A 13,669-nucleotide genomic window follows, 5' to 3' on the forward strand; every position below is an offset into this window, starting at 1 on the left:
CGTTAGAATAATGGCTGTGATTTCCCGCTGTCTCCCCCGGCCGCGCCGATGGCGCATCCTGCGTTCGGCGCTCGTCGCGCTCGCGCTCATCCTCATCGCCGAATGCGTCGTGTGCAATCTCGCGCATTGGCGTTCGATCGGCGCGTCCACCGACTCCGCGTCCGCCTCCAACGCGCTCGGGCAGGGACTGTCGCGCACCGCGCAGGGACTGCTCGAAGTGCGCGACCCCGCCGGCGCCTACGTCGAGGTGAAGGCGGACGGCAGCAGCGACTACTGGCGCGCCGACGCGACGCCGGCGACGCATGTGCAGGCGGTGCGCGACGGCGCACGCGGCGACGACGTCGTCTCCACCGTCCATCTGCGGCTGGCGACGCGCGCCGGCGACGGCTGGGACATGGACTCCCCCGGCGTCGTCGTCTCGCCGGCGACACCGTCGGCGCTGCTGTTCCGCGCACCGGCGCGTGGACTCGTGCGCGTCTGGATCGAGGAGCCGCGAGGCACGCTCGTCCCGATCGAGAACTTCCGCGCGAACGTGCGCGTCCCCTTCGTCTTCGACTGGGCGCGCGTCGCGACGATGGCCGTGGCGGCCGCGCTCGTCATCCTGCTGCTGCCGTCGACCGGCCTGTGGAGCATCGCGCTGGACGTCTCGAACCGACGGCAGCGGCTCGTCTTCGCGTTCGCCGCCGGCGCGCTCGGCGTCTACGTCGTCGCGCGCAGCGTCATGATCATCGGCTACGCGCATCCGCTCGTCTTCCACAAGGACGGCGGCTACACCTTCGACTTCGATCAGTACGGACACCTCGCCGACGCGCTGCTGCACGGACGCGGCTCGCTCGACCTTCCCGTCCCCGACGCGCTCGCCCGCGCCGACGACCCCTACGACGCCGGCGCGCGCGCGCGCATGCTCACCGACGGCGTGACGCCAATCTACTGGGACTACGCGTTCCACGATGGCCGATGGTACTCCTATTTCGGCGTGCTGCCCGCGCTCGTGCTGTTCGCGCCGTTTCGCATCGTCACCTCGTGGTTCACGCCGGGCGGCCTCATGCTGCCAACGACCTGCGCGCAGCTGTGGCTGATGGCCGGCGTCACCATCGTCGCCTGCCTGCTCGTCATCCGCCTGCTCGCGCTCGTCGCGCCACGCACGTCGCTCGCCGCCGTCATGCTGCTGTGCGTCGCGACGATGCTCGGCGCGAACCTGCCGTATCTGTGGTTCCGCACGAACTTCTACTCGATCCCCTTCTCCTCGGGTCTGCTGCTCGCGATGCTCGGCCTGTGGCTGTGGCTCGGCGCCGTACGCGTGCGTGACGACGGTGGTAACGGCGGTAGCGGCGGACGCACGCTGCGGATCGTTTCGATGCCACATGTCGCGTGGGGCGCGCTGTGCATCGCGGCGACGATTGGCTGCCGTCCGACCTTCACGTTCACGGCGCTGTTCGCGCTGCCGCTGTTCCTGCCCGAACTGCGGCGCGCGGTGCGAACGCGAGCGCGCGGACGCATCGCGCGTCTCGCCGCCGCGCTGCTGCTGCCCGCGATCGTCGCGGCGACGCCGATCCTCGTCTACAACCAGCTGCGCTTCACGTCTCCCTTCGACTTCGGCAACGCCTACCAGCTCACCGTCACCGACATGACGCGTTTTCACACGCCCGCCGGCAACATGCCGCTGACGGTCCTGTATTATCTGTTCCTGCCGCCGCGTTTCACCGGCACGTTCCCGTTCCTCGCGTTGTCGCCGACGCCGCTGCCGAGCTGGTCGTTCACCGAGCCGTGCGTCGCCGGCCTGTTCGCGCTGATGCCGCTTGCGCTGTGTGCGTTCGCGTTGCCGTGGCCGGCGGTGCGTCGCCGATGTGGCGTCTGGTGGCCGACGCTCGTCACGGCGCTCGCGCTCGCGATTGCCCTCGTCGTCTTCGATGCCTTCGTCGGAGGCCTCGGTTGGCGTTACATCGCCGATTTCGGATGGCTGTTCATGGTGGCCGCCGTGCCCGTCGTCGCCTTGACGATGCGTCGATGGCCGTGGACGCGCGCACTCGTCACAATCGTCGTGTGTGCGTCGCTCCTGCTCGCCGTAGCATCCTGCTTCGTCATCGGCCGCGACGACATGCTCCTTACCAACGACCCAGCCCTCTTCCACCAAGTGCGCACCTGGTTCCCCCTCCTGTAAGCCCGTACTCCTGTAATCCCCGCTACCGGTAGCCCCCACTGTTACGGGCAGCACCTTGTTACGGGCAGCACCACTTGTTACGGGTAGCACCGCTTGTTACGGTTAGCACTCGGCGCTATAGGCAGCATCACTTGTTACAGGCAGCACCACTCTGCCACCGGTAGCGGTAGCGCTACCGGTACGGGCAGCATTCGTCGTTACCGGCAGCACTCATCTCTATAGGCAGCATCTATCGTTACGAGTAGTACCTATTGCTATGGGTCGCATCACTGTTACAGGCAGCACCACCGCCGCAGTTCGGCACTCGCGTTACCGACGCACCCGCGTTACGGGCGACATCGTCACTGCCAGTAACAAACAGCGCCTGCTACCGGTAGCAGGCCCTACGGGCAGCACTTCTTCGTCACCGGTGGCGCTTCATGCCGCTACCCGTAAGGACGTTCGCTGCCCATAAGATCATCCACTGCCCATAAGACCACCTGCTACCTGTAAGAACGTCCACTACCCGTACAATCACTCGCTACTGATACGACCATCCGCTACCCGTACACGAATGTGCTGCCCGTAAACGCCGGCAGACGGATATGCTGGCACATGGAGGCGCATGGATACAATGGCCCTATGAGCGTTTTCGATTCGTTGTTCCACTCCCGCCGCCACCAGACACCGGCCACGACCGTCGACATCGCGATGCACGGCGCCGGCTACGTCTACTCGGACGGCGCCGTCGGCTGCGAACCCACCGACCTGCGCATCGCGCACGACGGCGGCAACGTGGCCGTCATCGGACTCAATGGCGCCGGCAAATCGACGCTCATCCGAATGATCGGCGCACAGGAGTCGCCGACGTCCGGCGTCGTCGACTACATCATCGACGGCGAGCCGCGCGACCTGTCACGGCGTGCGGACCGTCCGGTCATCGCCTCGGCGGTCGGCTATGTCGACCTCGAGCATGTGCGCAGCCATTTTCAACGTGCGAAATCACTCGAGGACGCGCTCGACGGCTATCTCGAACGCCACCATGTGCCGCCGGCCGAACGCGCCGCCCGCATCGGCGACCTGCTCGCCGCCTTCGATCTGAGCGAAGTGCGCCATATGCATCTCGACACGCTCGACGGCGAACGTCTGCATCTGCTCGCGATGGCCGTCGCCTGCTGCCATCTGCCGGCGATGCTCGTCGCCGACGAACCGACGCGCGGCCTCGACGAAATCAGTTCGGCGCATGTCGCGCAACGGCTGTTCCGCTACGGCAAGCCGGTCGTGTTCACGACGCACGACGTCGAACTCATCGCCGACGAACGCTATGAAATACGGCGCGTGCTCGTCATGGACGAGGCGCACATCGTGTTCGACGGCGACCCGAAGCACGCGACCGATTTCTACACGCAGCTCATCCGCAGCAAATATCAGTCGATGTCGAGCCGCTGACGCACCGCGTCGAGCACGGTCGCGACGTTGCACGCGAACTGCGGCGCTTCAGGCAGCAGCGAAATCGCAAGGTAGCCGTTCGACGTCATATCGAAGAAATACCCCGGCTGTCCGCTTGTGCACATGTTGTCGATCATCGACAGAACGAGATCGTTCTCATCGATGACGCCGGGAAAACGCAGCAGCACGTTCCAGCCGCCCTCGGCGCGCAGCACGTCGACAACACCGAGATCGTCCTCGTCGAGCATCCGGTGCAACGTCGCCAGGTTCGCACGAATGCGCGCGCCGACGGCGTCGAGTTGCTGCGGCGCCTCGCGCAGCATCGCCGGTATGCGGTTGGCGACGATCTCGCTCATCGGCAGGAAATCATCGGCGATGATGTCGAGTCGCCGCCGTGCCTCGCGCACATCGTCCGCGGGGCCGGACACGCGAATCCATCCCACCTTCGCGTGCGGCGCGGCCAACGTCTTCGAAAAACCGTCGAGCGCAAACGTGAGCACGCGCGGCTCGCCGGAAAGTCGACGGTTGCCGTCGAACGGCTCCAACGGGTAGTCGAAGAACACCTCGTCGGCGATGATCGCGATTCCGTACCGGATGCACAACGCGACGAGCGCCTCACGCTCGGCCGGCTTGATGTACGATCCGGTCGGATTGTTCGGGTTGATGACGACAATCGCACGGATGCGCCGTTCGGTATCCTCGGCGAGCATCCGTTTGATCTGCGGGATGTCGATGAACCACGAGCCGTCGAAGCGCAGCTGGTAGAAGCGCGCCTCGACGCATTCGAGCCGGGCGATCGATTCGATGAGCGGATACCCTGGCTTCGGCGCGAGCACTGCGTCGCCGGCGTCGCACAACAGTTTCATCAGCCACGCATACGCCTGCGACGTCGAACTGAGCAGATAGACATCATCAGCCTCCGCCGTGCCGTTATCGGCAGCAGCGTCGTTACTGGCGGCACTCACCCGCATATCGTTATCGGCAGCAGCATTCGCGCTCACGTTATCGGCAGCAGCATTGTTATCGGCAGCGCCATCGCTACGGGCAGCACCCCCGATTCCCTCTCCTCTATATATAAGGTCATCCGCATGCGCATGCGTACGGGTGGCACTCTCGACGGTGCCGCCCATAGCGACGTGCGCGGCGACCGATTCGTCGGAGGCGTCAGCCGCATCCGGAACGTAAGGCTCGACGGTCGCGTTGATGTACTCGGCGATCGCCTCACGCGCGTAGCGCTGTCCGCGCGGCTCGGCGGCATAGACCGCCGATAGCGACGACGGCGCCAGGCCATGCCTCGTCGGATTCGAATCATTGAGCGCGAGCGGCCGTATCCCCTGCGCCTTCAACGCGGCTTCGGCCTTCGCGATCGGATTTGGCTCGTCGATGTCTACTCTCTGGGAAAAACGCACGTCTCCAATCTACGCGCACCTCCACATCTTCGTATCTTTGTTCGATTTCCAACGACCTTACGCAAGCAGCAGCCATCCGCCGCCCGTAGCGACTGCCACCCGTAATGACTGCCCGTAAGAGACGACTGCTCGTAACGACTGCCCGTAAGCAACGACTACCCGTAGGCAACAACTACCCGTAACAACGAGATCACGCTCACTACGTCTCTGCAACAACGACTACCCATAACGATGACTGCCTGTAAAAAACAACGTCCCGTACCAACGGGCGTTCACAACAACGACCGCCCGTAAGCAACGACGACCGATCGCACTAACGATCGCTCGCGAAGAGACGACTACCCGTAAGCGACAACCACCCGTAACCACCATCATCATTGATATCGGGTCGCCCATGACGAAGGGCGGCCGTCGGAGTGTTCGCTCCGGCGACCGCCCTCATGACGGTTCGGCGTCGTGTGCGACGCCTCACGCGCATGCCGAATCAGTCAGCGTTCTTCTGCATCTTCGTGCTCGCGTAGTACGCGGCGCCGATGATGCCGGCCTCGTTGTGCAGCTTCGCGGCGACGATCGGCGTCTTGATATCGATATACGGCAGGAACTTCTCCGAGACGCGGCTCACGCCACCACCGACAACGAACAGCTGCGGGCTGAAGTACAGCTCCATCAGGCTGTAGTACTTCGTCAGGCGCTTCGCCCACTTCTTGTAACCCATGTCGAGCTTTTCGCGCACCGAGGAAGCCGCGTACTTCTCGGCGTCACCCTTGCCCTTCGGCAACTGGATGTGGCCGAGCTCGGTGTTCGGGATGAGCACGCCGTCGTAGATGAGCGCGGTGCCGATGCCGGTGCCGAGCGTCGTCGCGATGACGAGACCCTCCTGGCCGGCCGCCGCGCCGAAGCGCTGCTCGGCGACGCCGGCGGCGTCCGCGTCGTTGACGACGGTCACCGGACGGCCGCAGGCCTCCGAGAAGACCTCGGTGACGTCGACGCCGATCCACGACTGGTCGAGATTGGCCATGTAGTCGAGCTTCTGTCCAGGCTTGACCGGCGCCGGGAACGCGATGCCGACCGGAACATCCTCGGGCACCTCGAAGTGCTCGAGCTGCTGGCGGACGATGTCGCCGACCGCCTTCGGGGTCGAATGTTCCGGAGTGAGAATCTTCAGACGCGGCTCCGCGAATTCGCCCTTCTCCAGATTGACCGGCGCAGCCTTGATGCCCGATCCTCCAATGTCCACGCCGAACGCCTGTGCGGTCTCAATCATCGTCAACCTTCCTTACCGTTTCCAGGGGTGTCACCCAGTGATTCACCATCTCGGGCCCGTCCGCGGATGCGTCATGCGTCCGTGGATGACGGCCTTACTACATGATATATTAGTTCAACCAGTAAACATTCGTGTTTTGCAAACTATCCACATTATGAAACGGTGTTTTCTGATAACGATTGCCATGTTGCGTTTCCTCGCGCTCCCGCATCGCACAAGGGTTTCCCTGACCATCGTTTTCCCGATGACGTCCCGTCCGACGCCGTTTTCAGACGCATCCGTCACCGCCGACGACGTCCGTTTATCCCGACCTGCGTATACAGATAGAGAACGTAGTTTCAGGGAAGGTGCAATTCCTTACTGGCGGTAGCGCCGCGCATCCGATGCGCCCACGGCGAAGCCCGCAACCCGCGAAAGCGGTGGATTCGGTCGGATTCCGAAGCCAACGGTGACAGTCCGGATGGAAGAAACGGAGCTCTGCGATGAGCACGATCAACGATGCCCTCATGCCCGCATCCAACCAGCCGACCGACGGTGAACACCCAGCAACCGACGGCGCCACGAATCCAACGTCCCCCACTGCTACCGGTAGCGCATCCGCTACGGGCAGCACTGCGACCGCTACCGGTAACGCTGCCACTACCGATAAGGCATCTGCTACCGGTAGTGCCATCTCTGCCGATACCGCCGACGCCAACATCACTCCTATCGGCAGCACCTCCGACGCCGCTGCCGATAACACGTCTGTTACCGGTAGCGCTGCGACTACCGATAAGGCATCTGCTACCGGTAGCACAGTAAGCGATGTATCTGCCACCGGTAGTGACACCTCTGCCAACGCCAACGTCACCGCTACCGGCAGCACCACCGCGTTCTCCACGCATTCCACGCGCGCGTTGCGCGATCATCGTCCCGACGACGCGCATTCGACCGGCGTCGGCGACGCAGGACGCTGGTCCACACGCCGCATCGCGATGTACGCGCTGTTCGTCGCGCTTGCGATGGCCGTCAGCTTCCTCGAATTCCCGCTCATGCCCGCGGCTCCATGGCTCAAATACGACCCCTCCGGCGTCGTCTGCCTCGTCGCCGGTTTCGCCTTCGGCCCATCGGCGGCCGCGATCGTGAGCGTTCTCGGTTTCCTCCCCCACCTCTTCACGAATCCGTGGGGCACTCTGATGGCGGTGCTCGTCGCCCTCGCCCTTTCGGTGCCCGCCGCCCTCATCTACCGTCGCCGTCGCACGCGCGCGTCGGCGCTCGTCGGCATCCTCGTCGGCGCACTGATCGCGCTCGCAGTCGCAATCGGCGCGAATCTTGTCATCACGCCGATGTACGCGTACATGTCGATGGCCGACGTCGCGAAGCTCATCGTTCCGGTGCTGCTGCCGTTCAACCTCATCAAGTTCGCGCTCAACGGCGTCATCACGTTCCTGATCTACAAGCCGATCTCCACGCTGCTCAACCGGGGTCAGCGGTGACGGCCGCCCCTCGCACCGTCGTCGACATGCGCGACGTGCGGTTCAGCTACGACAGCGGCGCGACCTGGACGCTCAACGGCGTCGATCTTCAGGTGCGCGAAGGCGAACGCGTCGCCCTCGTCGGATCGAACGGCTCGGGCAAGTCGACGCTGTCGCTGCTCACCGCAGGACTCGCCGCCCCCGACGGCGGCACCGTGAAACTCGCCGGCGAATCCGTCTTCGACGATGACGGCGGCGCGCACGCGGACGCGTACCGCCGCGCGCGCCGCGACATCGGCATCGTCTTTCAGAATCCGGAAGATCAGATCGTCACGACCGTCGTAAGCGAAGACGTCGCGTTCGGTCCAGAGAATCTCGCGACGCCGCGCGAGCAGATCGGCGAACGTGTGCATGACGCGCTCGCGACGGTCGGCATGACCACGTTCGCCGAGGCGAACCCGGTGGATCTTTCGGGCGGTCAGCAGCAGCGCGTCGCGATCGCCGGGATGCTCGCGATGCGTTCGCGACTGCTCATCCTCGATGAACCGACGGCGATGCTCGATTCCGAGGCGCGCGCCGACGTGCTCGCCGCGCTCGACGATATCCAGGCGCGCGGCACCGCGATCATCATCGTGACCCACGACGCCACCGAGCTCGTGCACGCGACGCGCACGCTACGTCTGGAACACGGCCGTCTGCATCCGGTAACCGAATCCGCCCATCCACTGCCCGTAGTTTCCCCCTCGTCCTCCCCGACCCCGATGTCACTACCGGTAGCAACGTCCGATTCCCTATCGGCAGCGCCATCCAACTCGCTGCCGGCAGCGTCCTCTCCCGCCGATCTCTTATCGGGTGCACGTTCGGCGTCGGCTGCATCCTCTTCCGACTCTGATTCCTTACCGGATGCACCCTCCACGCATCGTCATGGGGTGCCGCCCGTAACATCGACGCCGGCGGTCATCTTCGACCATGTGACCTTCCGCTACCCCGGCTGCGCCAACGCGGTACTCGACGACTTCTCGCTACGGGTGACGTCCGGCTCGACGCTCGCGGTCGTCGGCAGGAACGGCTCGGGCAAGACGACCTTCGCGAAACTGTTGTGCGCCCTGCTGAAACCCGAGGCAGGATCGATTCGCGTCGCCGACATCGAACTCGTCCACGCGAATCGCAAGGAACGCGCGGCGCTGCGTCGCGGGCTCGGTTTCATCATGCAGCATCCCGAACGTCAGCTGTTCGCGAAGACGGTCGCGCAGGATGTGGCGTACGGTCCACACAACCAGGGGCTTTCCGACGCCGACGTGCAGGAGAGGGTGGACGAGGCGCTGCGGCTTGTCGGCGCCGAACATCTGTCGGCGCGCGACCCCTTCACGCTTTCGGGCGGCCAGCAGCGGCTCGTCGCGATCGCCGGCGTGCTCGCATGCCACCCGAAAGTGCTCGTCATGGACGAACCCACCGCGTCGCTCGACGACACGGCGCGCGCACGCATCCGCGACATCATCCGCAATCTGCGCATGCGCGGCGTCACGATCATCATGATTACGCACGATCTCGCGATGGCGCATGCGCTCGCGGACGCCATCGTCGATTTCCCGCCGTCGAACATCGCGACAGCGCGCGCCGACACCTCCGATGCTACGGGCGGCACGACGAACATCGCGAAAAACGACGCGCGCGTCCCCGTTTCCGAAGGCGCCGGCGACGTCTCCGCCACCGCTACCGGCAGCACTGCCGATAACGCTACCGGTAGTGAAACTGCCACCGGTAGCACTGCCGATAACGACGTCACTACCGGTAGCGGCAGCTCTGCCGATAACACCGCCGGCAACATTATCGGCAGCAGCGACGCTACCGGTAGCGGTCACACTACCAATAGCAACGCTGCCACCACTAACGACGCTGCCACCACTAACGGCAGCACGAGCCCTAGCGGCAGCACCACCGTTAACATCGCCACCACCCATACCGCGCACCCGCACGTCGCTACCGGTAGCGACACCGCGCACGCCGCCGACACCGCGCACGCCCGCGATCGATCATCGCGAGACACGCCGCCGGAAACGATTTCCATGAGTGACCCCGACTATTCCTGGATATCCTCCCTCGACCCGCGCGCGAAGATGCTCGGCGTCCTTGCGCTCATGTTCACGGCTTTCGCGATGTCGACGTGGCCGCAGCTCGCCGTCGGATTCGTCGCGACCACCGCGATCACGCTCGCGAGCCGTGTCGGTCTGCATCGTCTGCTTGCGTCGGTGCGCGTCTTCCTGATGCTGTTCGCCGTGAGCGGCCTGCTCAACCTCGCCGTCGTCCGCGACGGCACGCCGCTACTGCACATCGGCGGATGGACGATCACCACGGGAGGCGTATACGTCGCGCTCCTTTATATTTTGCGTTTCGCGTTTGTCATCATCCTCGGTGCCGTCATGTTGCTCACGACCACGCCGACGGCGATGTCGAACGCCTTCGAACGACTGCTGCATCCGCTGCGCCGATGGATCCACGTGCAGGAGATCTGTCTGGTGCTCTCGCTCGCGCTGCGGTTCCTCCCCACGCTTGTGCACGAAACCGTCTCGATTCGCGACGCGCAGGCTGCGCGCGGCGGCTCGATCGAATCAGGCGGCATAATCAAACGGATGCATGCGATGTGCGCAATAGTCATCCCCGTGTTCGCCGGCGCGATACGACACGCCGACAACCTCGCACTCGCACTGGATGCCCGCTGCTATCAGGAAGGCGTACGACGCACACAGTGGCATCCGCTGACGATGCGTACGCGCGACTGGCTGTTCTGCGGCGGCGTTGCAATCGTCATCGCGCTGGTCATTCTGGCACATGTGTTCAATATGTGAACAAAACGCGTGAGGCAGGTCACAATATGCCATGATGTCTTTCAGCGACAAGCGAACAAGTGATGACACAATCTTCATCTGTTCGCGAAACAGAGACGAATCAACGTCAACGGAGCGGAAATCATCGCCCACGGTTCCCACAAGGAACAAGCCGTGTACGAATTCCCTTCGCGAGTCGTATATGTGCGGCCGTCCGGCAACCACGGACAGCCGCACATCTTTTTTCGCGTCCGACGATCGTCAATCCGCTGATGTCGCGTCGCACGCCGTGACATCGCTGCCCGTAAGCGCGCACGTCCCGTAAGCAATGCGCCGCCCGTAAGCGAGACCTTCCCGTGAACGATGCACTACCCGTACGAGAGACATCCTCTGTACCAACGCTGCCCGTAAGCGAGACCCTCCCGTAGAGCGTTGTGCCATCTGTAGACACGTGCTCCCCGTAAGCACAACACACTTCCCGTAAGCATGTGCTACCCGTAAGCACACACTCCCGTAAGCACACACTCCCGTAAGCGAGACGTTGCGCAACAGGGTGCGGCGAGCGCGCGTTCCTCGCATCGCTGATTACGGCGCGCGTCAGGCGCTCCCCTTCTACGATGGGACGCACAGGAACAAGTCCTTTCGATCTCGGCGCCGTCATTCCGCGGTGCACAACGCGCACAACGCGCACAACGCGCACACAGCGCACACAGCGCACGCGGCGCGCAGACGGATCGGAGGGATGTCACAGCGAACGAGGAATCGAGGAATCGTGAAGCCCACAGCACATGACGTCATACTCAACAACGACGTGCTCATCCCACAGGTCGGTCTCGGCGTCTTCCGGACGCCCGACGGCCCGACGACCGTCGACGCCGTGCACGCGGCACTCGAATGCGGCTACCGTCACATCGACACGGCGAGCATCTACGGCAACGAGGAGTCGGTCGGCGAGGCCGTCGCCACGAGCGGCGTGCCACGCGAGGACGTGTTCATCACGACGAAGCTGTGGAACGAAGACATCCGCAAGCACCGCACGATGGACGCGTTCCAGGAGAGCCTCAACCGTCTCGGCACCGACTACGTCGACCTCTACCTCATCCATTGGCCGGCGGAAGGCTGGCAGGACGCGTGGGACGCGATGCAGGAGATCTACCGCAGCGGCCGCGCACGCGCCATCGGCGTAAGCAACTTCGCGAAGAACCACCTCGATGAGCTGCTGGCGAACACCGACGTCAAGCCGGCGGTCAACCAGATCGAATCGTCGCCGACCTTCCCGAATCAGGACATGGTCGACTACTGCCGCAAGCTGGGCATCGCCGTCGAAGCGTGGAGCCCACTCGGAGGCACCGGCAGCGATCTGCTCAAGGACGAACGACTCATCGAAATCGGTGAAAAGTACGGCAAGTCGTCGGCGCAGGTCGTCATCCGTTGGCATCTGCAGCGTGACGTCATCGCGCTGCCGAAGTCGGTGCACAGCACGCGCATCCAGCAGAACATCAACGTCTTCGATTTCGAACTCGACGACGAGGACATGCGCAAGATCAGCGCGATGGACACCGGCAAGCGCAACGGCGCCGACCCGAACGACTTCGACTTCTGACGCCACGCGCCGGCGTCGTCTTCGCTGGTGCGTCGATCGGGTGCGTCGGATATGATGGTGCGGTTACGCACTTGATGAATCGATGAATCACGTCACAAGAAGGAAGACGACACCCATGGCATTGACGAAGAAGCAGACGAAGCAGCTGCGCGCGATGGCGAACCAGCTCAAGCCGCTCGTGTACATCGGCAAGAATGACCTGAGCGAATCCGCGATCAGGCAGGCGGACGAGACGATTGAGAAGCGCGAACTGATCAAGGGACAGGTCCAGGACGGCTCCGGCATGGATGCGCGCGAGGCCGCCGAACGTCTCGCCGACGCACTCGGCGCCGACGTCGTGCAGGTCATCGGCAACCGTTTCATCCTGTTCCGCGTCTCGAAGCGCGACGACGTCGAGCACATCCGCCTCGTGCGCGAGTGAGACTGCGCGCGAACAAGATTGTGCGCATGTGAGACTGCGCGAGTGAGTCACCGTCGATTGAACGACGACGCAAACGAAGAATGATGTGGGGATGGATTCCGCAGCTGTTGGCGGAATCCATCCCCACATCGTTTTCATCGCACGCCCGCGGCCAACCTACGGGTGGCACGCCATAATCGCTTACGGGCAGCACTGCTTACGGGCAGCACATCGCAATCCCTTACGGGCAGCACTGCTTACGGGCAGCACTCTGTGATTCTTACGGGCGGCACATCGCAATCCCTTATGGGCGGCACATCCCGTCGATTCACTGCGCGTCGATCGCCGCCCATTGCGGCTTCCAGCTCATCTGTTCGTCGTATGCGCTCGCCCAGAACATGTATTCGTTCTCGACGCCGTGGATGAACAGTTCGACGAGCCGCTCGCGTTTCTCTTCGTCGGCGTGCGCGACGAGTCGTTCGATGTGCGCGAGCAGCCACGCCGACGACTGCCAGAACTCGTCGGTCTTGTAGGTGTCGATCCAACTCTTGTACGGGTTGTCGTCGAGCGTGTCGGCGAATTCGGCCGCGAGCCGCTGCCCGTAGTCGGCGTACACCCAGGCGCACGGCAGCACGGCGACGAGCACGTCGAGCAGGTCGCCGCCGTACGCGACCGACAGCATGTGCGTCGTGTACGCGCGTGCGAACGCCGACTGTTTCGCGTGCGCCATCTCCTCGGGCGTAATGCCGTACGACGCCAGATAGTCGCTGTGCAACGATTTCTCGACATCGAAGATCGCGCGCTGCACGTCGACCATGAACTTCATGATCTCCGCATCGTCGGTCTTCGTGAGCGCGAGCGCATGCACCTTCGCGTAATCGTTGAGATACAGCTCGTCCTGCTTGAGATAGAACGCGAACTTGCGTGTCGGCAACGTGCCCGCGCCGAGTTCGCGAATGAACGGTTGCCTGTAGCCTTCCTCCCATACCAGATTCGCCGCGTCGCGCATCCGCTGTGCAAACGGCGGCAGATTCGTCAGCGTGATGGCGGATGCGTTGCCGGATTCGGCTGTAGTCATAATCGTCTCCCTACGATGGTGTCAACCAACAGGTTCAAAGGGTCAGA

At 63.7% G+C, this 13,669-nt stretch carries 9 protein-coding genes and 1 riboswitch; of the genes, 6 read left to right on the forward strand and 3 right to left on the reverse strand.

The genetic code is table 11. The features are described from left to right. The first annotated feature begins 16 nt into the window (after window positions 1-16). Both G606_RS0100780 and G606_RS0100785 read left to right on the forward strand, forming a co-directional pair. Complete coding sequence (locus G606_RS0100780) at window positions 17-2,161, forward strand: hypothetical protein (protein WP_155802703.1); 2,145 nt, start codon at window positions 17-19, stop codon at window positions 2,159-2,161. 621 nt (window positions 2,162-2,782) lie between these two features. After that, window positions 2,783-3,589: an ATP-binding cassette domain-containing protein gene (locus G606_RS0100785; RefSeq protein ID WP_026644398.1), complete on the forward strand. Its 807-nt coding sequence runs from the start codon at window positions 2,783-2,785 to the stop codon at window positions 3,587-3,589. Here G606_RS0100785 and G606_RS0100790 read toward each other — a convergent pair. Continuing rightward, entirely contained in the window at window positions 3,568-4,998 is a 1,431-nt protein-coding gene (locus tag G606_RS0100790) for a pyridoxal phosphate-dependent aminotransferase (RefSeq protein WP_034523290.1), read from the reverse strand. The genes G606_RS0100785 and G606_RS0100790 overlap by 22 nt on opposite strands. Window positions 4,999-5,482: 484 nt before the next feature. After that, window positions 5,483-6,262, reverse strand: a complete 780-nt coding sequence (gene ppgK, locus G606_RS0100795; protein WP_026644400.1) for a polyphosphate--glucose phosphotransferase — start codon at window positions 6,260-6,262, stop codon at window positions 5,483-5,485. Window positions 6,263-6,592: 330 nt separating this feature from the next. Further along, window positions 6,593-6,738, forward strand: a riboswitch (FMN riboswitch). Between the two features lie 420 nt (window positions 6,739-7,158). Between ppgK and G606_RS11355 the strand changes: the two genes are divergently transcribed. The 4 genes from G606_RS11355 to G606_RS0100815 all read left to right on the forward strand — a co-directional run bounded on the left by G606_RS11355 (window position 7,159) and on the right by G606_RS0100815 (window position 12,565). Further along, on the forward strand, window positions 7,159-7,737 hold the full coding sequence (locus tag G606_RS11355) for an ECF transporter S component (protein WP_026644401.1): 579 nt from the start codon (window positions 7,159-7,161) through the stop codon (window positions 7,735-7,737). A gap of 26 nt (window positions 7,738-7,763) precedes the next feature. Continuing rightward, window positions 7,764-10,562 (forward strand): energy-coupling factor transporter ATPase, encoded by a 2,799-nt coding sequence (locus G606_RS11360; RefSeq protein WP_231371386.1) that lies wholly within the window; start codon window positions 7,764-7,766, stop codon window positions 10,560-10,562. Window positions 10,563-11,313: 751 nt separating this feature from the next. Then, window positions 11,314-12,144 carry an aldo/keto reductase gene (locus tag G606_RS0100810; protein WP_034523294.1) on the forward strand — a complete coding sequence of 277 codons (831 nt, stop codon included), beginning with the start codon at window positions 11,314-11,316 and terminating at the stop codon, window positions 12,142-12,144. Between the two features lie 115 nt (window positions 12,145-12,259). Next, window positions 12,260-12,565, forward strand: a complete 306-nt coding sequence (locus tag G606_RS0100815) for a YhbY family RNA-binding protein (protein ID WP_026644403.1) — start codon at window positions 12,260-12,262, stop codon at window positions 12,563-12,565. 307 nt (window positions 12,566-12,872) lie between these two features. Here G606_RS0100815 and tenA read toward each other — a convergent pair whose 3' ends face one another. Further along, a complete protein-coding gene (tenA, locus tag G606_RS0100820) occupies window positions 12,873-13,622 on the reverse strand; it encodes a thiaminase II (RefSeq protein ID WP_026644404.1) in 750 nt (249 codons plus the stop codon). Window positions 13,623-13,669 lie beyond the last annotated feature (47 nt).

Source organism: Bifidobacterium sp. AGR2158 (assembly GCF_000424225.1).
Classification (GTDB): domain Bacteria; phylum Actinomycetota; class Actinomycetes; order Actinomycetales; family Bifidobacteriaceae; genus Bifidobacterium; species Bifidobacterium anseris.

What these genes read in the sequence shown, in the direction of transcription:
- G606_RS0100785 (WP_026644398.1), top strand. Translation starts at nt 2,783, where the DNA reads ATGAGCGTTTTCGATTCGTTGTTCCACTCCCGCCGCCACCAGACACCG.
- ppgK (WP_026644400.1), bottom strand. Translation starts at nt 6,262, where the DNA reads ATGATTGAGACCGCACAGGCGTTCGGCGTGGACATTGGAGGATCGGGC.
- G606_RS11360 (WP_231371386.1), top strand. Translation starts at nt 7,764, where the DNA reads ATGCGCGACGTGCGGTTCAGCTACGACAGCGGCGCGACCTGGACGCTC.
- G606_RS0100815 (WP_026644403.1), top strand. Translation starts at nt 12,260, where the DNA reads ATGGCATTGACGAAGAAGCAGACGAAGCAGCTGCGCGCGATGGCGAAC.
- tenA (WP_026644404.1), bottom strand. Translation starts at nt 13,622, where the DNA reads ATGACTACAGCCGAATCCGGCAACGCATCCGCCATCACGCTGACGAAT.